Here is a 20,324-nt window from a genome sequence, read left to right as displayed (position 1 = left end):
ACCATCGGCCACGTTGACCACGGTAAAACCACCCTGACTGCAGCTATCACCAACGTGCTGGCCAAGCACTTCGGTGGTAAAGCTTTCGCCTTCGACCAGATCGACAAGGCACCGGAAGAGCGTGAGCGTGGTATCACCATCAACACCTCCCACGTAGAATACGACACCGCTACCCGTCACTACGCCCACGTAGATTGCCCGGGTCACGCCGACTACGTTAAAAACATGATCACCGGTGCTGCCCAGATGGACGGCGCGATCCTGGTAGTAGCAGCGACTGACGGCCCGATGCCGCAGACTCGTGAGCACATCCTGCTGGGTCGTCAGGTTGGTATCCCGTACATGATCGTGTTCATGAACAAGTGTGACATGGTTGATGACGAAGAGCTGCTCGAACTGGTTGAGATGGAAGTTCGTGAACTGCTGACCGAGTACGACTTCCCGGGTGATGACCTGCCGGTAGTTCGCGGTTCCGCACTGAAAGCGCTGGAAGGCGACGCTCAGTGGGAAGAGAAGATCATCGAGCTGGCTGGCCACCTGGATACCTACATCCCGGAGCCGGAGCGCGCGATTGACCAGCCGTTCCTGATGCCTATCGAAGACGTATTCTCTATCGCTGGCCGTGGTACCGTAGTAACCGGTCGTGTAGAGCGCGGTATCGTTAAAGTAGGTGAGACCGTAGAAATCGTTGGTATCAAAGATACCGTTTCTACCACCTGTACCGGTGTTGAAATGTTCCGCAAACTGCTGGACGAAGGTCGTGCAGGCGAGAACATCGGCGCGCTGCTGCGTGGTGTTAAGCGTGAAGACGTAGAGCGTGGTCAGGTACTGGCCAAGCCGGGTTCTATCAAGCCGCACACCAAGTTCGAATCTGAAGTGTACGTGCTGTCCAAAGAAGAAGGTGGTCGTCATACCCCGTTCTTCAAAGGCTACCGTCCGCAGTTCTACTTCCGTACTACCGACGTGACCGGTACCATCGAACTGCCGGAAGGCGTAGAGATGGTAATGCCGGGCGACAACATCAAGATGGTTGTTACCCTGATTGCTCCGATCGCGATGGACGACGGCCTGCGTTTCGCTATCCGTGAAGGTGGCCGTACCGTAGGTGCTGGTGTTGTAGCCAGCGTAATCGCTTAATCTTTGGCTTACATAAATAAAGCAAAGCCCCTATAATAGGGGCTTTCTTGTGTAGGGGCGTAGTTCGAATTGGTAGAACAGCGGTCTCCAAAACCGATGGTTGCGGGTTCGAGTCCTGCCGCCCCTGCCATATACCTCGTCTCGTACGGGGCTTTTGTGTCTTTGGTTACGTCAGATACAGGTGGGTTGTATGAGTGTTAGTTCTGAGAGCCAGGGCGGAAGCAAGGATACCCTGCTTTGGGGCCTGGTTTTCATTATCCTGGCGGCCGCTGTAGTGGGTAATTACCTGCTCAACGATGTTGTCGCTGCCGTCCGCGCCCTGGGTGTGGTCGTTGTCATTGCTGCTGCTGGTGCAGTAGCCCTGCAAACCACCAAGGGAAAGGCAACACTGGCATTCGCCCGTGAGTCTCGCCTGGAAGTCCGCAAGGTCGTATGGCCGACCCGTCAGGAAGCCATTCAGACAACCCTGATTGTGCTGGCGGTGACCGCCGTGATGGGGCTGCTGCTGTTCGTTCTGGACGGTGCCTTGGTCTGGTTGGTCAACCTGATTACCGGTGTGTAAGGATAAGCCATGACTGAACAACGTGAACAACGTATGAGATGGTATGTCGTGCAGGCTTTTTCCGGCTATGAAGGCCGTGTAGCCAAGTCCCTGCGTGAACATATCAAGATGCATGGCATGGAAGACATGTTCGGTGAAGTACTGGTCCCGACCGAAGAAGTGGTCGAGATGCGTGCTGGCCAGAAGCGCAAGAGTGAGCGCAAGTTTTTCCCGGGTTATGTCCTGGTCCAGATGATCATGGATGAAACCACATGGCACCTGGTGCGTAACGTACCGCGTGTAATGGGCTTCATCGGCGGTACTTCCGACCGTCCGGCACCGATCTCCGACAAAGAGGCCGATGCCATCCTGAACCGTCTGCAGGATGCCCACGACAAGCCGCGTCCGAAAACCCTGTTTGAACCGGGTGAAATGGTGCGGGTTGCTGATGGTCCGTTTGCCGACTTCAACGGTACCGTTGAAGAGGTCGATTATGAGAAGAGCCGCGTGAAGGTCTCTGTACTGATCTTCGGTCGTTCTACTCCTGTTGAACTGGATTTTGGTCAGGTCGAAAAAGGCTGATTGAATTCTGTACGTTTAACGGTTGTCAGGGGCAGCGAATATCTCTATAATTCGCTGCCCCTTTATTAGTTGGGGAGCCGTTTGCAGGAGCAAGTCTCCGAGGCGCTAGAACCCATATTTGAGGTAATTTCCTAATGGCTAAGAAAGTCACAGCTTATATCAAGCTGCAGGTTGCTGCTGGTGCAGCCAACCCGTCTCCTCCCGTTGGTCCTGCACTGGGTCAACACGGTGTTAACATCATGGAATTCTGTAAGGCGTTCAACGCTCGTACAGAGAAGCTGGAAAAAGGTTCACCGACTCCGGTCGTGATCACCGTTTACAGCGACCGTTCCTTCACCTTCGAAACCAAGACTCCGCCTGCTTCCTTCCTGCTGAAGAAAGCCGCTGGCATCAAGTCTGGTTCTTCCAAGCCGAACAAAGACAAGGTTGGTAAGGTGACCGTTGCCCAGCTGCAAGAAATCGCCAAGACCAAAGAGCCGGATATGACTGGTGCCGATCTGGATGCAAAAGTACGTTGCATCGCAGGCTCCGCTCGTTCCATGGGTCTGGTAGTGGAGGATTAAGACAATGGCTAAACTTTCCAAGCGTATGCGCGTTATTCGCGAAAAAGTTGACGGTACCAAAGAGTACTCCATCAACGAAGCCATTGCCCTGCTGAAAGAACTGGCTACCGCCAAGTTCGTTGAAAGCGTTGACGTTGCTGTCAACCTGGGTATCGACGCTCGTAAATCTGACCAGAACGTACGTGGTGCTACTGTACTGCCGCACGGTACCGGTCGTGATGTACGCGTTGCCGTATTTACTCAAGGTGCCAACGCCGAAGCAGCAAAAGCTGCCGGTGCTGACCTGGTAGGTATGGATGACCTGGCCGATCTGGTTAAGAAAGGCGAGATGAACTTCGACGTAGTTATCGCATCCCCGGATGCAATGCGCGTTGTTGGTCAACTGGGTCAAATCCTGGGCCCGCGCGGCCTGATGCCGAACCCGAAAGTTGGTACTGTAACTCCTAACGTTGCCGAAGCTGTCAAGAACGCCAAGGCTGGTCAGGTTCGTTACCGTAACGACAAGAATGGTATCATCCATACCACTCTGGGTAAGGTTTCTTTCAACGAAGTTCAGCTGAAAGAAAACTTGGAAGCTCTGCTGGTTGCCCTGAAAAAAGGCAAGCCCTCTTCCGCCAAAGGTCAATTCATCAAGAAAGTCAGCATCTCCACCACCATGGGTGCCGGTGTTGCCGTAGACCAAGCTTCTCTGGAAGCTCAGGCCTAATTGATGGGTTTTACAAGGCGCAAAATTTAATCTATAATTTTGCGCCTTGATTGGTTGGGGGTTTCGACCTCCGTCCAAGACCGCAGGAGGCTGCAAAGCCTTAATGTTTCCTGCGTAGACGGTGCCGGAAACCCAGCGAGAAAGATTCTTTCTCTTCTGGAATCCTGCTACCGCATCGTTCCCCTCTGTTGTAAAGGTAGGGGGGATGTGTCAGTACTGGGTCAATAGACCCGGATTCAATCCAGGAGTTAAGCCAATGGCATTGGGACTCGAAGACAAAAAGGCAATTGTTGCTGAAGTCAACGAAGCTGCCAAAGGCGCTCTTTCTGCAGTTGTTGCCGATTCTCGCGGTGTAACTGTAGACAAGATGACCGTCCTGCGTAAAACCGCTCGTGAAGCCGGTGTGTACATGCGCGTTGTGCGTAACACCCTGCTGCGTCGCGCGGTAGAAGGTACCGAATACGAGTGCCTGAACGACGCATTTACCGGTCCTACCTTGATTGCTTTCTCTAACGAACACCCGGGCGCTGCTGCTCGTCTGTTCAAAGAGTTTGCCAAAGCGAACCAAAAGTTCGAAATCAAGGCTGGCGCTTTTAACGGTGAGTTTATCGCCGCAGCACAAATTGATCGTCTGGCCACGCTGCCGACTTACGAAGAAGCAATTGCGAAGTTGATGGCGACTATGAAAGAAGCCTCTGCTGGCAAGCTGGTTCGTACTATCGCTGCTGTTCGCGACCAGAAACAAGCTGCTGCTTGATTCTCGCCTATCTAGGCTGTTTGAGTTTATTCAACATCAGGAATTTTTGTCATGTCTATCACTAAAGACCAAATCATCGAAGCCGTTGCTTCCATGTCCGTAATGGAAGTTGTTGAGCTGATCGAAGCTATGGAAGAGAAGTTCGGTGTTTCTGCCGCTGCTGCCGTAATGGCTGGCCCGGCTGCTGCTGAAGCAGTAGAAGAGAAGACCGAGTTCGACGTAGTTCTGACTGCTGCTGGCGCCAACAAAGTTGCCGTTATCAAAGCCGTTCGTGGCGCTACCGGTCTGGGCCTGAAAGAAGCCAAAGATCTGGTAGAAGCTGCTCCGGCTAACCTGAAGGAAGGCGTGTCCAAGGACGAAGCTGAAGCTCTGAAGAAAGAGCTGGAAGCTGCCGGTGCTTCTGTTGAGATCAAATAATCTGCATTTATGTAGATTAGCCTGATAAAACAGGCTAGGGCTGGTGAATTTTTGTTCACCAGCCTTTTTGCGCTGTAGACTGAGAGCATTTCACACCGTTTACGACTCTCGGTGCACCAGCAATCCGGACTGTCTTCTTTCGTCCGGGCCAACACAAAACGGTGTTGAGACAGAGCTGTCCCGCGGGACAGAGTGGGTCACTTATCAGCGAGCTGAGGAACCCTATGGTTTACTCTTATACCGAAAAAAAACGCATTCGTAAGGACTTCGGTAAGCGAGACCAGGTACTGGACACGCCTTATCTGTTGTCCATTCAGCTGGACTCCTTCAAGCAGTTCATCGAGGCTGACCCGGAAGGTGAATATGGCCTAGAGGCCGCTTTCCGTAGCGTTTTCCCGATCACCAGTTACTCCGGTAGTGCTGAGCTTCAGTATGTCAGCTATCGCCTGGGTGAGCCGGTATTTGACGTAAAAGAATGCCAGATCCGTGGAGTGACCTACTCCGCGCCGCTGCGTGTCAAGCTTCGTATGGTTCTGTACGACCGTGAAGCAGCTGCCGGCACCGTCAAAGACATCAAGGAACAAGAAGTATACATGGGCGAAATTCCGCTCATGACCGAGAACGGCACCTTTGTTATCAATGGTACCGAGCGGGTTATCGTCTCCCAGCTGCACCGCAGCCCGGGCGTCTTCTTCGACCACGATAAAGGCAAAACTCATTCATCCGGTAAGGTACTGTATAACGCTCGCGTTATCCCCTACCGTGGCTCCTGGCTGGACTTCGAGTTCGATGCGAAAGACAACCTGTTTGTCCGTATCGACCGTCGTCGCAAACTGCCAGCATCCATTATTCTGCGCGCCCTGGACTTCACTTCCGAACAAATCCTGGCCACCTTCTTCGAGACCATTGGTTTTGAAGTAAAAGATGGCAAGTTGATGATGGATCTGGTGCCGGAGCGTCTGCGTGGTGAAACTGCGACCTTTGACATCGTGGCCAATGGCGCCGTGGTGGTTGAGACCGGTCGTCGTGTGACTGCGCGTCACATCCGTCAGTTGGAAAAAGACGCCGTTACCCAGATTGAGGTGCCGGTTGAGTATGTTGTTGGCAAAGTTGCTGCCAAGGACTACGCACATCCGCAAACTGGCGAGATGGTCGTGACCGCCAACCAGGCGCTGAGCCTGGAAGCGATCGCCAACCTGTCCCAAGCCGGCTTCAAGCATTTCGAGGTTCTGTTCACCAACGAACTGGATCACGGTGCCTACATGTCCGAGACCCTGCGTGTCGACTCCAGCTCCAACCGTTTGGAAGCGCTGGTCGAGATCTATCGCATGATGCGTCCGGGCGAGCCGCCTACTCGCGAAGCTGCAGAACAGCTGTTCGAAAACCTGTTCTTCTCCGCCGAGCGTTACGACCTGTCTACCGTAGGTCGGATGAAGTTCAACCGCCGTCTGGGTCGTGAAGACGAGACTGGCGCTGGTGTACTGACCAAAGACGACATCGTCGATGTGATGAAGCGCCTGATCGACATCCGTAACGGTAACGACGAAGTGGACGATATCGACCACTTGGGTAACCGTCGTATCCGTTCTGTCGGTGAAATGGCTGAAAACCAGTTCCGCGTAGGTCTGGTGCGTGTCGAGCGTGCGGTCAAGGAGCGTCTCTCCCTGGGCGACCTGGACACCCTGATGCCGCAGGATCTGATCAACGCCAAGCCGATCTCCGCCGCAGTCAAAGAGTTCTTTGGTTCCAGCCAGCTGTCCCAGTTTATGGACCAGAACAACCCGCTCTCCGAAGTGACCCACAAGCGTCGTATTTCCGCGCTGGGCCCGGGCGGTTTGACTCGTGAGCGTGCCGGCTTTGAAGTCCGAGACGTACACCCGACCCACTACGGTCGTCTGTGCCCTATCGAGACTCCTGAAGGTCCGAACATCGGTCTGATCAACTCTCTGTCCGTGTACTCTCGTACCAACGAGTACGGTTTCCTCGAGACCCCGTACCGTAAGGTCATTGACGGTGTGATCACCGACGAAGTGGACTACCTGTCTGCTATTGAAGAAGGCAAGTACGTGATCGCACAGGCTAACGCCGCGACCACCGAAGATGGCCGTCTGAAAGATGAATTGATCCCGTGCCGTCACAAAGGTGAATCCACCTTTATGAACGCCGACCAGATCCAGTATATGGACGTGAGCCCGCAGCAGATCGTATCTGTGGCAGCGGCTCTGATCCCGTTCCTGGAACACGATGACGCGAACCGCGCATTGATGGGTTCAAACATGCAACGTCAGGCTGTACCGACTCTGCGTGCTGACAAGCCGCTGGTTGGTACCGGTATGGAACGCGCTGTGGCCGTTGACTCCGGTGTAACCGTAGTGGCCAAGCGTGGCGGCGTAATCGACTATGTCGATGCCTCCCGTATCGTCCTGAAGGTCAATGAAGATGAGCTGATGCCAGGCGAAGCCGGTATCGACATCTACAACCTGACCAAATACACCCGTTCCAACCAGAACACCTGTATCAACCAGCGTCCTTGCGTGATGTTGGGTGAGCCGGTCATGGCTGGCGACGTACTGGCTGACGGCCCGTCCACCGACCTGGGTGAACTGGCGCTCGGTCAGAACATGCGCGTCGCGTTCATGCCGTGGAACGGTTACAACTTCGAAGACTCGATCCTGGTGAACGAGCGTGTTGTTCAGGAAGATCGCCTGACCACCATCCATATCCAGGAACTGGCCTGTATCTCCCGTGACACCAAGCTGGGTCCGGAAGAGATCACTGCTGACATCCCGAACGTGGGTGAAGCCGCTCTGTCCAAGCTGGACGAGTCCGGTATCGTCTACGTGGGTGCCGAAGTGAAGGGCGGCGACATTCTGGTCGGTAAGGTAACCCCGAAAGGTGAAACCCAGCTGACGCCGGAAGAGAAGCTGCTGCGCGCCATCTTCGGTGAGAAGGCGTCCGATGTGAAGGACTCCTCCCTGCGTGTACCGAACGGTGTGTACGGTACCGTGGTTGACGTGCAGGTCTTTACCCGCGATGGCGTGGAAAAAGACAAGCGCGCCAAAGAAATCGAAGAGATGCAGCTGAAGGAAGCGAAGAAGGACTTGACCGAAGAGTTCAAGATCCTGGAAGACGGCATTTTCGGCCGCTCCCGCAACCTGCTGCTGGCCGCCGGTTACAGCGAAGATCGTCTGAACAAGCTCGATCGCTCCAAGTGGTTTGAACTGGCCATCGAAGACGAAGGCAAGCAGACCGAACTGGAACAGATCGCTGAACAGCACGTTGAGCTGAAAGCCGAGTTCGACAAGAAATTCGAGAACAAGCGTCGCAAGATTATCCAGGGTGATGATCTGGCGCCGGGCGTACTGAAAATCGTCAAGGTTTATCTGGCAGTCAAGCGTCGCATCCAGCCGGGTGACAAGATGGCGGGCCGTCACGGTAACAAGGGTGTTATCTCCAAGATCTGTCCGGTCGAGGATATGCCTCATGACGAGTTCGGCCGTCCGGTCGACATCGTACTGAACCCGTTGGGCGTACCATCCCGTATGAACATCGGTCAGATCCTCGAAGTGCACCTGGGCCTTGCGGCCAAGGGGATCGGCGAGAAGATCGATCGCATGGTCAAAGAGCAGCGCGAGCTGCACGAGATGCGCAACTTCCTGCAACAGGTCTACGACCTGGGCGAGAAGGACACCCAGCAAGTGAACATCGCCGAACTGTCTGACGACGACGTACGTACTCTGGTGGGTAACCTGCGTAAGGGTCTGCCGGTTGCTACTCCGGTCTTTGATGGTGCCAAAGAGCGCGAAATCAAAGCCCTGCTGAAGCTGGCCGATCTGCCGGAATCCGGTCAGATTGATCTGTTCGATGGCCGTACCGGTAACCGCTTCGAGCGTAAAGTAACCGTTGGTTACATGTACATGCTCAAGCTGAACCACTTGGTCGACGACAAGATGCACGCGCGTTCTACCGGTTCTTACAGCCTGGTTACCCAGCAGCCGCTGGGTGGTAAGGCTCAGTTCGGTGGTCAGCGTTTCGGTGAGATGGAAGTGTGGGCCCTGGAGGCTTACGGTGCGGCATATACCCTGCAGGAAATGCTGACCGTCAAGTCTGACGATGTGAATGGCCGTACCAAGATGTATAAGAACATCGTGGATGGCGACCACCGTATGGAGCCGGGCATGCCCGAATCCTTCAACGTATTGCTGAAGGAAATCCGCTCTCTGGGTATCAACATCGAGCTGGACGAAGAGTAAGAGCTCGCTCTTATTGTTCGAGAATTGACGTGGGCGCCCCGCTGTTTTGGCAGCCGGGGCGCCGAGGTTAGACTCCTGACAGGGGAAACACGTGAAAGACTTACTCAAGTTTTTGAAGGCTCAGACCAAGACCGAAGAGTTTGACAGTATCAAGATCGGTCTGGCCTCTCCTGACATGATCCGCTCCTGGTCATTCGGTGAGGTCAAAAAGCCTGAGACCATCAACTACCGGACTTTCAAGCCGGAGCGTGATGGTCTGTTCTGCGCCCGTATCTTCGGACCGGTGAAGGACTACGAGTGTCTGTGCGGCAAGTACAAGCGCCTGAAACACCGTGGTGTGATCTGTGAGAAGTGCGGCGTTGAAGTGACCCAGACCAAGGTCCGTCGTGAGCGTATGGGCCACATCGAGCTGGCCAGCCCGACTGCCCACATCTGGTTCCTGAAGTCCCTGCCGTCCCGTATCGGTCTGCTGCTGGACATGACCCTGCGCGACATCGAGCGCGTGCTTTACTTCGAATCTTTCGTCGTAATCGAGCCGGGCATGACCAACCTCGAACGCAGCCAGATGCTCTCTGAAGAGCAGTACCTGGATGCGCTGGAAGAGTGGGGCGACGAATTTGACGCCAAGATGGGTGCCGAAGCAATCCTGGCATTGCTGCGCGCTATCGATCTGGAAGGTGAAGTCAAAACCATGCGTGAGGAGCTGGATCAGACCAACTCCGAGACCAAGCGCAAGAAGACCACCAAGCGTCTGAAGCTGATGGAAGCTTTCCTGCAGTCCGGCAACAAGCCGGAGTGGATGATCATGACAGTGCTGCCTGTGCTGCCGCCGGACCTGCGTCCGCTGGTACCGCTGGACGGCGGCCGTTTCGCGACTTCCGATCTGAACGATCTGTACCGTCGCGTGATCAACCGTAACAACCGCTTGAAGCGTCTGCTGGATCTGGCTGCTCCGGACATCATCGTGCGCAACGAAAAGCGTATGCTGCAAGAGTCCGTCGATGCGCTGCTGGATAACGGCCGTCGCGGTCGTGCCATCACCGGTTCCAACAAGCGCCCGCTGAAATCCTTGGCCGACATGATCAAGGGTAAGCAAGGTCGTTTCCGTCAAAACCTGCTGGGTAAACGAGTCGACTACTCTGGTCGTTCCGTTATCACCGTAGGCCCGACCCTGCGCCTGCATCAGTGCGGTCTGCCGAAGAAAATGGCTCTGGAACTGTTCAAGCCGTTCATCTATGGCAAGCTGGAAACCCGCGGTCTGGCGACCACTATCAAGGCCGCCAAGAAGATGGTGGAGCGCGAGGAAGCTGTCGTTTGGGATATCCTGGACGAAGTGATCCGCGAACACCCGGTTCTGCTGAACCGTGCACCGACTCTGCACCGTCTGGGTATCCAGGCATTCGAACCGACTCTGGTCGAAGGCAAGGCAATCCAGCTGCACCCGCTGGTTTGTGCTGCGTATAACGCGGACTTCGATGGTGACCAGATGGCGGTCCACGTACCGCTGACCCTGGAAGCCCAGCTGGAAGCGCGTGCGCTGATGATGTCTACCAACAACATCCTGTCGCCTGCCTCCGGTGAGCCGATCATCGTTCCTTCTCAGGACGTGGTCTTGGGTCTGTACTACATGACCCGTGCCCGTATCAACGCCAAAGGCGAAGGTATGGTGCTGGCCGGCCCGAAAGAAGCCGAGAAAGTATATCGCGCCGGTCTGGCCGATCTGCATGCTCGTGTGAAAGTACGCATTACCGAATACCTGCGTCAGGAAGACGGTTCTCTGCGTGAACACACCGAGATGAAGAACACCACCGTTGGTCGTGCGATCCTGAGCCTGATCCTGCCGAAAGGCATGGAATACGCCCTGATCGATGAGCCGAAGGTGCTGACTGCTGCAGAACAGGCTGATCTGGATGCCAATCCGCAGAACTGGATCAAGTGCGTATCCAACAAGGCGCTGGGCAAAAAGCTCATCTCCCGTCTGCTGAACACCTGCTATCGCAAGCAGGGCCTGAAGGACACCGTTATCTTCGCTGACCAGCTGATGTATACCGGTTTCCACTACGCGGCCCTGTCCGGTGCTTCCGTTGGTATCGATGACATGGTCATCCCGGATGCCAAGAAAGACATCATTGCAGCAGCCGAAGCCGAAGTTGCCGAGATCCAGGACCAGTTCCTGTCTGGTCTGGTAACTGCGGGCGAGCGTTACAACAAGGTTATCGATATCTGGGCCAGCGCCAACGAGCGCGTCTCCAAGGCCATGATGGAGAACTTGTCCAAAGAGCGTAACGTTAACTCGCTGGGTGAAGAAGAAGAGCAGGCCTCGTTCAACAGCATCTTTATGATGGCCGACTCTGGTGCGCGTGGTTCCGCCGCCCAGATCCGTCAGCTGGCCGGTATGCGTGGCCTGATGGCCAAGCCGGATGGCTCCATCATCGAGACCCCGATCATCGCGAACTTCCGCGAAGGTCTGAACGTACTGCAGTACTTTATCTCTACCCACGGTGCTCGTAAGGGTCTGGCGGATACCGCACTGAAGACTGCGAACTCCGGTTACCTGACTCGTCGTCTGGTAGACGTGGCGCAAGACATGGTGATCACCGAGGACGATTGCGGCACTACCGACGGTCTGTGGATGACTCCGCTGATCGAGGGTGGCGACGTGGTCGAGCCGCTGCGTGAGCGCGTGCTAGGTCGTGTGGTGGCAGAAGATGTCATCAAGCCGGGTACCGAGGACGAGATCCTGGTTGCTCGCAACACCCTGCTCGACGAGCAGCTGTGTGACCTGCTGGAGCGTAACTCCGTTGACCGTGTGAAGGTTCGTTCTGCCATCACCTGTGAAACCGACTTCGGTAACTGTGCTCACTGCTACGGCCGTGATCTGGCCCGTGGTCACCTGGTTAACAAGGGTGAGGCTGTCGGTGTTATCGCCGCCCAGTCCATCGGTGAACCGGGTACCCAGCTGACGATGCGTACGTTCCACATCGGTGGTGCTGCATCTCGTGCCGCTGCTGAAAGCAGCATCCAGGTCAAGAACACAGGTACCATCAAGCTGCAGAACGCCAAGTTCGTTCACAACAGCGATGACAAACTGGTTATCACCTCACGTTCTACCGAACTGACCATCATGGACGACATGGGCCGTACCAAGGAAAGCCACAAGCTGCCTTACGGTTCCGTGCTGGAAGTGAAGGACGGCCAGGCCGTGAGTGCTGGCGAGACCGTTGCCAACTGGGATCCGCACACCCACCCGATCATCACCGAAGTGGCAGGTCGCCTGCAGTTCGAACACATGATCGATGGCGTGACCATCACTCGTCAGACCGACGAGCTGACCGGCCTCTCTTCTATCGTCGTACTGGACGTCAACGAGCGTCCGAGCGCCGGTAAAGAGATGCGTCCGACCGTTAAACTGGTCGACCTGAACGGCAAAGACGTGATGATCCCGGGTACCGATGTAGCCGCCCAGTACTTCCTGCCGGGCAAGGCGATCGTGAACCTGGAAGATGGTGCCAACGTGGGCGTGGGTGACGCGGTAGCGCGTATCCCGCAAGAGTCCGGCGGTACCAAGGACATCACCGGTGGTCTGCCGCGCGTTGCGGATCTGTTCGAAGCACGTCAACCGAAGGAACCGGCAATTCTGGCCGAGATCTCCGGTACCATCTCCTTCGGGAAAGAGACCAAGGGCAAACGCCGTCTGGTCATCACCCCGACCGATGGTGGCAACGTCTACGAAGAGATGATTCCGAAGTGGCGTAACCTGAACGTGTTCGAAGGTGAAAAAGTTGAGAAGGGTGAAGTGCTGGCGGACGGTCCTGAGTCTGCTCACGACATCCTGCGTCTGCGCGGTATCAGCCCGGTCGCCAACTACATCGCCAACGAAGTGCAGGACGTTTACCGTCTGCAAGGCGTTAAGATCAACGACAAGCACATCGAAGTCATCGTTCGTCAGATGCTGCGCAAGTGCGAGATCCTGAGCGCTGGCGATACCGATCTGATCGAAGGCGAACAGGTTGAAGTGGCTCGTGTGAAGATTGCCAACCGTAAGCTGGTTGCCGAGGGCAAGACCCCTGCGACCTACCGTCATGTACTGATGGGTATTACCAAGGCATCTCTGAGCACCGAGTCCTTCATCTCCGCGGCTTCCTTCCAGGAAACCACTCGCGTTCTGACCGAAGCCGCCGTAGGTGGCAAGCGTGATGAACTGCGTGGTCTGAAAGAGAACGTCATCGTGGGTCGTCTGATCCCGGCTGGTACCGGCTTTGCCTACCACCACAGCCGGATCAACCAGCGTGCTGCCGCAGCTCGTGCTGTTGGCACCCCGCAGGTGACCGCTGATGAAGCGGAGCAGAACCTGGCGGATCTGCTTAACGCAGCCGGTAGCTTCGACGAAGAGTAACTCGTCATCCGTGATTAAAAAGGGCTCCTTCAAGGAGCCCTTTTTGTTGGCCAATTCCTCGGCAAAGGTAGACGCAGCGCGGGTTTCAGGATGATCCAGAGCAAAGTTGTAGAGTAAAAAATCAAAAAAAGTTGACTTTGCTCCCCTGCAATTTAAAACTCGGGAAAGTTGAATGGTTATTACAGGGGTAGAACATGACTGTCGGTATCGAGGAAGCCATGCTTCCCGAAGAACAGCTGATCAGCCGCACTTTTACAGATGAAGACAGGGAATTGTTGCGTTCATACGATGGGCTCATCGATGGCTTGGCCGAGCTGTTCGGCAAGCATTGTGAAGTGGTACTCCACTCCCTGGAAAATCTGCACGAGTCGGTGATCAAGATTGCCAACGGCTTCAATACCGGACGCACCCTCGGGGCGCCCATCACCGATCTCGCCCTGCGCATGCTCAAGGACATCGAGAGCACCGGCCAGGATTACACCCAGAGCTATTTCGCTCGCAGCCGTACTGGCGCGCTGATGAAGTCGAGCACCATCGCCATTCGCAACAGCGAGCGGCAAGTGGTGGGGCTTATTTGCATCAACCTGCACATCAATGCGCCTTTCCACGAGTTCGTGGCCGAATTTTTCCCGACGCCCCAGCAGGCGGCGCGTCAGTCACCAGAGACCTTCGCCAACAGCGTGGAAGAGCTGGTTGCCCAGACGGTGGATAACACCATCGACGAGATCAATCGCGATCCCACCGTGGCCAACAATGCCAAGAACCGCTTCATCGTGACCCAGCTGTTCGAGAAGGGCATTTTCGACATCAAGGATTCGATCAATCTGGTGGCGGACAAACTCAATATTTCAAAACATACCGTTTATCTTTACATCCGACAGCGCAAGCAGGGTGAAGACGAGAACGAGTAACTCATTCCAGAAGGGGATAGATGAATGGCTAAAGAAGTGATTGCAACCGACAAGGCGCCTGCCGCGATTGGTCCGTATGTTCAGGCTACCAAGGTTGGCGAGATGATCTTCACCTCCGGGCAGATCCCGCTCGATCCTGCCACCATGGAAATCGTGGCTGGCGGCATTGAAGAGCAGGCCGAGCGGGTGATGAAGAATCTGGTTGCCGTGTTGCAGGCTGCGGGTGCTGATGCCAGCAAAGTGGTCAAAACCACTTGCTTCCTGAGTGACATGAACAACTTCGTTGCCTTCAATCAGGTCTATGCCCGCTACTTTGGCGATGCTGCGCCAGCCCGCTCCTGCGTGGAGGTGGCCCGTCTGCCGAAAGATGTGCTGGTCGAGGTCGAGGCGATTGCCCATCTCTGATCAACAGAGCGAATCAAGCCCCTCCTGGCAGGGGCTTTTTTGTTTTTGGCGTAAAATGGACCGGGTCAGCACAGGAGTCCTGCTATGAGTCTGAGTTTTGCCATCCTGGTCACGGGGCCTGCCTATGGCACCCAATCGGCCAGCACAGCCTATCGTTTTGCCCGCACCCTGTTGGCACAGGGGCATACCTTGTCCCACCTGTTCTTCTATCAGGATGGGGTCTGCAACGGCAACGGTCTGCATCTGCCTGCATCCGATGAGACTGACCTGGTGCGTCTGTGGCGAGAGCTGGCAGCAGAGCAGGGGATCCGTATCGACGTCTGCGTCGCCGCTGCCATGCGACGCGGTGTGCTCGATGAACAGGAAGCCAAGGGGGCAGGGCAGGTACACTTCAATCTGCAACCGCCATTTTGTCTGAGCGGTCTGGGCCAGTTGGCCGAGGCTGCGCTCACCGCCGATCGGTTGGTTCAGTTCTAGGGGGAGTCATGAGCAAGAAAATCGCCTTTATCTGCAGTCGTGGCCCCCATGGCCATGCCGCCGGCCGGGAAGGACTGGATGCCTTGTTGGCCACCTCGGCCATGACCGATGAGCTGGCCCTCTTCCTGATTGGGGACGGTGTGCTGCAACTGCTCAAGGAGCAGCAGCCTGCCGCCATTTTGCAGCGCCACTACGCGCCCACCTTCAAAATGCTGGAACTCTACGACATCAAAGAGGTCTATGTTTGTGCTGACTCGCTGGCAGAGCGTGGCGTGACAGTGGATGATCTGCTGATCCCCATCGAGAGTCTGCCGCGCCAGGAACTGGCTCGGCACTGGGCACAATGTTCGACTCACATCAGCTTTTGAGGTCTCCATGTTGCATCTGATATTGAACTCCCCCTTTCAGAGTCAGGCTCTGGCAGAGGCGCTCTCATACCTTCAGCCCGAGGATGAGCTGGTACTGATGCAGGATGCCGTGATTGCGGCATCGGCTCCCCAGTGGAGTGCGCGGCTGGCGGGTATCCCGCTTTATGTGATGCAGGAAGATCTGCAAGCTCGCGGTTTGCAGCATCGGGTGGGCAATGTGCTCGATATGGCGGGTCTGGTGGCACTGATTGCGCAAAAAGGTTCCCCGCGCACCTGGGGGGGCTGAGAAGCATATTTTCAAGATAATTCAATGTGATGTCGTGAAATCAAACGGATCCGAATTGCCCTTTTGTGACGCAAATTGTATAAATCTTGACTCCCCAGACAACAGGGCATAAAATTTCGCGTCCCCGTATCTGCGGGGAGGATTTTCCACACGTTTATGAAGTCATTATCAGGAGCCTTTTGATGGCAACTATTAACCAGTTGGTTCGCAAGCCACGCATCAAGCTCGTTGTGAAAAGCAACGTGCCGGCGCTGGAAGCGTGCCCTCAGAAGCGTGGCGTATGCACTCGTGTATATACCACCACCCCGAAGAAGCCTAACTCTGCACTGCGTAAAGTGTGCCGTGTACGTCTGACCAACGGCTTCGAAGTCACCTCCTACATCGGCGGTGAAGGTCACAACCTGCAAGAGCACTCTGTTGTTCTGATCCGTGGCGGTCGTGTAAAAGACTTGCCAGGTGTTCGTTATCACACCGTTCGTGGTGCGTTGGACTGTGCCGGTGTTAAAGACCGTAAGCAGGCTCGCTCCAAGTATGGCGTGAAGCGTCCTAAAGCTTAATGGTTCTCCGTTAAGTAAGGCCAAACGTTAATTCGTTTCTAGTTAGATAGCTTTCTAGTTTTGGGTAATCCCTGAAGTTACGGAGAATTTGAAATGCCAAGACGTCGTGTTGTTGGTCAGCGTAAAATCCTGCCAGATCCCAAGTTCGGATCAGAGCTGCTGGCTAAATTTGTCAACGTAGTAATGGTTGACGGTAAGAAATCTGTTGCAGAAGCCATTGTTTATGGCGCCCTGGACATCATTGCCACCAAATCTGGCAAAGAGCACCTGGCCGTATTCGAAGAAGCTCTGGATAACATTCGTCCGGCGGTCGAGGTTAAATCTCGTCGCGTCGGTGGTGCAACCTATCAGGTGCCGGTAGAAGTTCGTCCGGTACGTCGCAATGCCCTGGCAATGCGCTGGTTGGTTGATGCCGCTCGTAAACGTGGTGAAAAATCAATGGCTCAGCGTCTGGCTGGCGAGCTGCTGGATGCCGCTGACAATAAGGGTTCGTCTGTCAAGAAACGTGAAGACGTTCACCGTATGGCTGAAGCGAACAAAGCCTTCGCTCACTTCCGCTGGTAATCCGCTTGCGCAGGGTCTTTTGACTCTGCGCACCTTTAATTATCTAGGGACAAGCGCCTTAGTAAGAGGATGACAATGGCTCGTACAACCCCCATTGAGCGTTATCGTAACATCGGTATCTCCGCTCACATTGACGCCGGTAAGACTACTACTACCGAGCGCGTACTGTTTTACACCGGTGTAAGTCACAAGATCGGTGAAGTTCACGATGGCGCTGCCACCATGGACTGGATGGAACAGGAACAAGAGCGTGGTATCACCATCACCTCCGCCGCGACCACCGCTTTCTGGTCCGGTATGGGTAAACAGTTCCAACCGCACCGTATCAACATCATCGATACCCCGGGCCACGTTGACTTTACTATCGAAGTAGAGCGTTCAATGCGTGTTCTGGACGGTGCCGTGATGGTGTACTGTGCCGTAGGTGGCGTACAGCCACAGTCTGAAACCGTATGGCGTCAGGCTAACAAGTACAAGGTTCCCCGTATCGCGTTCGTCAACAAGATGGACCGTACCGGCGCCAACTTCCTGCGCTGCGTTGAGCACATCAAGACCCGTCTGAAAGGTACTCCGGTTCCCCTTCAGCTGAACATCGGCTCTGAAGAGAACTTCAAGGGCGTTGTTGACTTGGTCAAGATGAAGGCGATCAACTGGAATGAAGCTGATCAGGGCGTATCCTTCGATTACGAAGACGTCCCGGCCGAGTTGCTGGAACAGGCGCAAGAAATGCGCATGAATCTGGTTGAAGCTGCTGCTGAAGCGTCTGAAGACCTGATGGAAAAATACTTGGGCGGCGAAGAGCTGACCGAGGAAGAGATCAAAGGTGCTCTGCGTCAGCGCGTGCTGAACAACGAAATCATCCTGGTAACCTGTGGCTCCGCGTTCAAGAACAAGGGCGTACAGGCAATGCTGGATGCCGTGATCGAGTACCTGCCGGCTCCGACCGACGTTGCTGCTATCGACGGCCTGAAAATGGACGGCGAGACCAAAGACGAGCGTCACGCTTCTGATGACGAGCCGTTCTCTGCTCTGGCGTTCAAGATCGCTACCGACCCGTTCGTTGGTAACCTGACCTTCTTCCGTGTCTACTCTGGCGTGATCAACTCCGGTGACACCGTGCTGAACTCCGTCAAGGACAAGCGCGAGCGTTTTGGCCGTATCGTTCAGATGCATGCCAACAAGCGTGAAGAGATCAAAGAAGTACGCGCTGGTGACATCGCTGCTGCCATCGGTCTGAAAGACGTGACCACTGGTGACACCCTGTGTGACCCGAACGCACCGATCATCCTCGAGCGTATGGAATTCCCGGAGCCGGTAATTTCTATCGCGGTTGAGCCGAAAACCAAGGCTGACCAGGAGAAGATGGGTCTGGCACTGGGCCGTCTGGCTCAGGAAGATCCGTCCTTCCGCGTATGGACTGACGAAGAGTCAGGTCAAACCATCATCGCTGGTATGGGTGAGCTGCACCTGGACATCATCGTTGACCGTATGCGTCGCGAGTTCAAGGTTGAAGCCAACGTAGGTAAGCCGCAGGTTGCCTACCGTGAAACCATCCGTACCACCGTAAAAGACATCGAAGGCAAGCATGCCAAGCAGTCTGGTGGTCGCGGTCAGTACGGTCATGTTGTTATCGACATGTACCCGCTGGAAGAAGGCAAAGCCTACGAATTCGTCAACGACATCAAAGGTGGTGTCATTCCTGGTGAATTCATCCCGGGTGTTGATAAAGGTATCCGTGAGCAGCTCAAATCTGGTCCGCTGGCTGGTTACCCGGTTATGGATCTGGGTGTGCGTCTGCACTTCGGTTCTTACCATGATGTCGACTCTTCCGAACTGGCGTTCAAAATCGCTGCTTCCATGGCCTTTAAGGCTGGCTTCATGAAAGCCAACCCGGTTCTGCTCGAACCGATCATGAAAGTAGAAGTTGAAACTCCGGAAGATTACATGGGCGACGTTATCGGTGACCTGAACCGTCGTCGTGGCCTGATCGAAGGTATGGAAGATGGCCCGTCCGGCAAGATCGTACGTGCTCTGGTGCCGCTGGCCGAAATGTTCGGTTATGCAACTGCACTGCGTTCCGCTACCCAGGGTCGTGCTTCCTACGCCATGGAATTCGCCAAGTATCACGATGCACCGACCAACGTTGCACAAGCCGTGATCGAAGAGCGCAAATCCAAGTAATTTAAGATTCCCCGCCTACGACGGTAGGCGGGTTTAACCTAGAAGGACTACGTCGTGTCTAAAGAAAAATTTGAGCGTAATAAACCGCACGTAAACGTCGGCACCATCGGCCACGTTGACCACGGTAAAACCACCCTGACTGCAGCTATCACCAACGTGCTGGCCAAGCACTTCGGTGGTAAAGCTTTCGCCTTCGACCAGATCGACAAGGCACCGGAAGAGCGTGAGCGTGGTATCACCATCAACACCTCCCACGTAGAATACGACACCGCTACCCGTCACTACGCCCACGTAGATTGCCCGGGTCACGCCGACTACGTTAAAAACATGATCACCGGTGCTGCCCAGATGGACGGCGCGATCCTGGTAGTAGCAGCGACTGACGGCCCGATGCCGCAGACTCGTGAGCACATCCTGCTGGGTCGTCAGGTTGGTATCCCGTACATGATCGTGTTCATGAACAAGTGTGACATGGTTGATGACGAAGAGCTGCTCGAACTGGTTGAGATGGAAGTTCGTGAACTGCTGACCGAGTACGACTTCCCGGGTGATGACCTGCCGGTAGTTCGCGGTTCCGCACTGAAAGCGCTGGAAGGCGACGCTCAGTGGGAAGAGAAGATCATCGAGCTGGCTGGCCACCTGGATACCTACATCCCGGAGCCGGAGCGCGCGATTGACCAGCCGTTCCTGATGCCTATCGAAGACGTATTCTCTATCGCTGGCCGTGGTACCGTAGTAACCGGTCGTGTAGAGCGCGGTATCGTTAAAGTAGGTGAGACCGTAGAAATCGTTGGTATCAAAGATACCGTTTCTACCACCTGTACCGGTGTTGAAATGTTCCGCAAACTGCTGGACGAAGGTCGTGCAGGCGAGAACATCGGCGCGCTGCTGCGTGGTGTTAAGCGTGAAGACGTAGAGCGTGGTCAGGTACTGGCCAAGCCGGGTTCTATCAAGCCGCACACCAAGTTCGAATCTGAAGTGTACGTGCTGTCCAAAGAAGAAGGTGGTCGTCATACCCCGTTCTTCAAAGGCTACCGTCCGCAGTTCTACTTCCGTACTACCGACGTGACCGGTACCATCGAACTGCCGGAAGGCGTAGAGATGGTAATGCCGGGCGACAACATCAAGATGGTTGTTACCCTGATTGCTCCGATCGCGATGGACGACGGCCTGCGTTTCGCTATCCGTGAAGGTGGCCGTACCGTAGGTGCTGGTGTTGTAGC

At 55.1% G+C, this 20,324-nt stretch carries 18 protein-coding genes and 1 tRNA gene; all 19 read left to right on the top strand.

All coding sequences use genetic code 11. The features are described from left to right. Positions 1–1,137 (top strand): elongation factor Tu (tuf, locus tag AB5Y99_RS18180; RefSeq protein ID WP_115523187.1); only part of this gene is annotated, 1,137 nt, incomplete at its 5' end. A 53-nt stretch (positions 1,138–1,190) separates the two neighbouring features. Further along, positions 1,191–1,267: transfer RNA gene (locus AB5Y99_RS18175), tRNA-Trp, on the top strand. 60 nt (positions 1,268–1,327) lie between these two features. Beyond that, the gene (gene secE, locus AB5Y99_RS18170) at positions 1,328–1,699 is read left to right on the top strand and encodes a preprotein translocase subunit SecE (RefSeq protein WP_005306322.1); all 372 of its coding nucleotides are present in this window, start codon (positions 1,328–1,330) and stop codon (positions 1,697–1,699) included. A 9-nt stretch (positions 1,700–1,708) separates the two neighbouring features. Then, complete coding sequence (gene nusG / locus AB5Y99_RS18165; protein WP_005306318.1) at positions 1,709–2,260, top strand: transcription termination/antitermination protein NusG; 552 nt, start codon at positions 1,709–1,711, stop codon at positions 2,258–2,260. A 134-nt stretch (positions 2,261–2,394) separates the two neighbouring features. Beyond that, on the top strand, positions 2,395–2,823 hold the full coding sequence (gene rplK / locus AB5Y99_RS18160; RefSeq protein WP_005339887.1) for a 50S ribosomal protein L11: 429 nt from the start codon (positions 2,395–2,397) through the stop codon (positions 2,821–2,823). Positions 2,824–2,827: 4 nt separating this feature from the next. Next, entirely contained in the window at positions 2,828–3,529 is a 702-nt protein-coding gene (gene rplA, locus AB5Y99_RS18155; RefSeq protein ID WP_005339888.1) for a 50S ribosomal protein L1, read from the top strand. Positions 3,530–3,785: 256 nt separating this feature from the next. After that, positions 3,786–4,286 carry a 50S ribosomal protein L10 gene (gene rplJ, locus AB5Y99_RS18150; RefSeq protein ID WP_005339895.1) on the top strand — a complete coding sequence of 167 codons (501 nt, stop codon included), beginning with the start codon at positions 3,786–3,788 and terminating at the stop codon, positions 4,284–4,286. Between the two features lie 51 nt (positions 4,287–4,337). Beyond that, positions 4,338–4,703: a 50S ribosomal protein L7/L12 gene (rplL, locus tag AB5Y99_RS18145; protein WP_005306304.1), complete on the top strand. Its 366-nt coding sequence runs from the start codon at positions 4,338–4,340 to the stop codon at positions 4,701–4,703. A gap of 224 nt (positions 4,704–4,927) precedes the next feature. Then, on the top strand, positions 4,928–8,956 hold the full coding sequence (gene rpoB / locus AB5Y99_RS18140) for a DNA-directed RNA polymerase subunit beta (RefSeq protein ID WP_005339897.1): 4,029 nt from the start codon (positions 4,928–4,930) through the stop codon (positions 8,954–8,956). 91 nt (positions 8,957–9,047) lie between these two features. After that, the gene (gene rpoC / locus AB5Y99_RS18135) at positions 9,048–13,352 is read left to right on the top strand and encodes a DNA-directed RNA polymerase subunit beta' (RefSeq protein ID WP_005339899.1); all 4,305 of its coding nucleotides are present in this window, start codon (positions 9,048–9,050) and stop codon (positions 13,350–13,352) included. 194 nt (positions 13,353–13,546) lie between these two features. Continuing rightward, positions 13,547–14,263, top strand: a complete 717-nt coding sequence (locus AB5Y99_RS18130; protein WP_005339902.1) for a transcriptional regulator — start codon at positions 13,547–13,549, stop codon at positions 14,261–14,263. A 24-nt stretch (positions 14,264–14,287) separates the two neighbouring features. Beyond that, entirely contained in the window at positions 14,288–14,668 is a 381-nt protein-coding gene (locus AB5Y99_RS18125) for a RidA family protein (RefSeq protein ID WP_019446597.1), read from the top strand. A gap of 84 nt (positions 14,669–14,752) precedes the next feature. Next, a complete protein-coding gene (gene tusD / locus AB5Y99_RS18120) occupies positions 14,753–15,145 on the top strand; it encodes a sulfurtransferase complex subunit TusD (protein ID WP_058056197.1) in 393 nt (130 codons plus the stop codon). Between the two features lie 8 nt (positions 15,146–15,153). Then, complete coding sequence (gene tusC, locus AB5Y99_RS18115; RefSeq protein ID WP_368210380.1) at positions 15,154–15,513, top strand: sulfurtransferase complex subunit TusC; 360 nt, start codon at positions 15,154–15,156, stop codon at positions 15,511–15,513. 7 nt (positions 15,514–15,520) lie between these two features. Then, positions 15,521–15,799, top strand: coding sequence for a sulfurtransferase complex subunit TusB (gene tusB, locus AB5Y99_RS18110; protein ID WP_005339909.1), 279 nt, complete (start codon positions 15,521–15,523; stop codon positions 15,797–15,799). A gap of 182 nt (positions 15,800–15,981) precedes the next feature. Further along, the gene (gene rpsL, locus AB5Y99_RS18105; RefSeq protein ID WP_005306278.1) at positions 15,982–16,356 is read left to right on the top strand and encodes a 30S ribosomal protein S12; all 375 of its coding nucleotides are present in this window, start codon (positions 15,982–15,984) and stop codon (positions 16,354–16,356) included. Positions 16,357–16,449: 93 nt separating this feature from the next. After that, on the top strand, positions 16,450–16,920 hold the full coding sequence (rpsG, locus tag AB5Y99_RS18100; protein ID WP_005339911.1) for a 30S ribosomal protein S7: 471 nt from the start codon (positions 16,450–16,452) through the stop codon (positions 16,918–16,920). Positions 16,921–16,995: 75 nt separating this feature from the next. Further along, the gene (gene fusA, locus AB5Y99_RS18095) at positions 16,996–19,101 is read left to right on the top strand and encodes an elongation factor G (RefSeq protein WP_021229318.1); all 2,106 of its coding nucleotides are present in this window, start codon (positions 16,996–16,998) and stop codon (positions 19,099–19,101) included. A gap of 54 nt (positions 19,102–19,155) precedes the next feature. After that, positions 19,156–20,324, top strand: a 1,169-nt coding sequence (gene tuf / locus AB5Y99_RS18090; protein ID WP_368148301.1) for an elongation factor Tu, incomplete at its 3' end; no start/stop codon positions are given.

Source organism: Aeromonas sp. R4-2 (genome assembly GCF_040908295.1).
GTDB lineage: Bacteria > Pseudomonadota > Gammaproteobacteria > Enterobacterales > Aeromonadaceae > Aeromonas > Aeromonas veronii.
The sequence above is the reverse complement of the archived record's forward strand: the minus strand, read 5'-3'. Positions and strand labels throughout refer to the sequence as shown.

Excerpts from the sequence above, each read along its gene's own strand:
- secE (WP_005306322.1), top strand. The coding sequence starts at position 1,328 with ATGAGTGTTAGTTCTGAGAGCCAGGGCGGAAGCAAGGATACCCTGCTT.
- nusG (WP_005306318.1), top strand. The coding sequence starts at position 1,709 with ATGACTGAACAACGTGAACAACGTATGAGATGGTATGTCGTGCAGGCT.
- rplK (WP_005339887.1), top strand. The coding sequence starts at position 2,395 with ATGGCTAAGAAAGTCACAGCTTATATCAAGCTGCAGGTTGCTGCTGGT.
- rplA (WP_005339888.1), top strand. The coding sequence starts at position 2,828 with ATGGCTAAACTTTCCAAGCGTATGCGCGTTATTCGCGAAAAAGTTGAC.
- rplJ (WP_005339895.1), top strand. The coding sequence starts at position 3,786 with ATGGCATTGGGACTCGAAGACAAAAAGGCAATTGTTGCTGAAGTCAAC.
- rplL (WP_005306304.1), top strand. The coding sequence starts at position 4,338 with ATGTCTATCACTAAAGACCAAATCATCGAAGCCGTTGCTTCCATGTCC.
- rpoB (WP_005339897.1), top strand. The coding sequence starts at position 4,928 with ATGGTTTACTCTTATACCGAAAAAAAACGCATTCGTAAGGACTTCGGT.
- AB5Y99_RS18130 (WP_005339902.1), top strand. The coding sequence starts at position 13,547 with ATGACTGTCGGTATCGAGGAAGCCATGCTTCCCGAAGAACAGCTGATC.
- AB5Y99_RS18125 (WP_019446597.1), top strand. The coding sequence starts at position 14,288 with ATGGCTAAAGAAGTGATTGCAACCGACAAGGCGCCTGCCGCGATTGGT.
- tusD (WP_058056197.1), top strand. The coding sequence starts at position 14,753 with ATGAGTCTGAGTTTTGCCATCCTGGTCACGGGGCCTGCCTATGGCACC.
- tusC (WP_368210380.1), top strand. The coding sequence starts at position 15,154 with ATGAGCAAGAAAATCGCCTTTATCTGCAGTCGTGGCCCCCATGGCCAT.
- tusB (WP_005339909.1), top strand. The coding sequence starts at position 15,521 with ATGTTGCATCTGATATTGAACTCCCCCTTTCAGAGTCAGGCTCTGGCA.
- rpsL (WP_005306278.1), top strand. The coding sequence starts at position 15,982 with ATGGCAACTATTAACCAGTTGGTTCGCAAGCCACGCATCAAGCTCGTT.
- rpsG (WP_005339911.1), top strand. The coding sequence starts at position 16,450 with ATGCCAAGACGTCGTGTTGTTGGTCAGCGTAAAATCCTGCCAGATCCC.
- fusA (WP_021229318.1), top strand. The coding sequence starts at position 16,996 with ATGGCTCGTACAACCCCCATTGAGCGTTATCGTAACATCGGTATCTCC.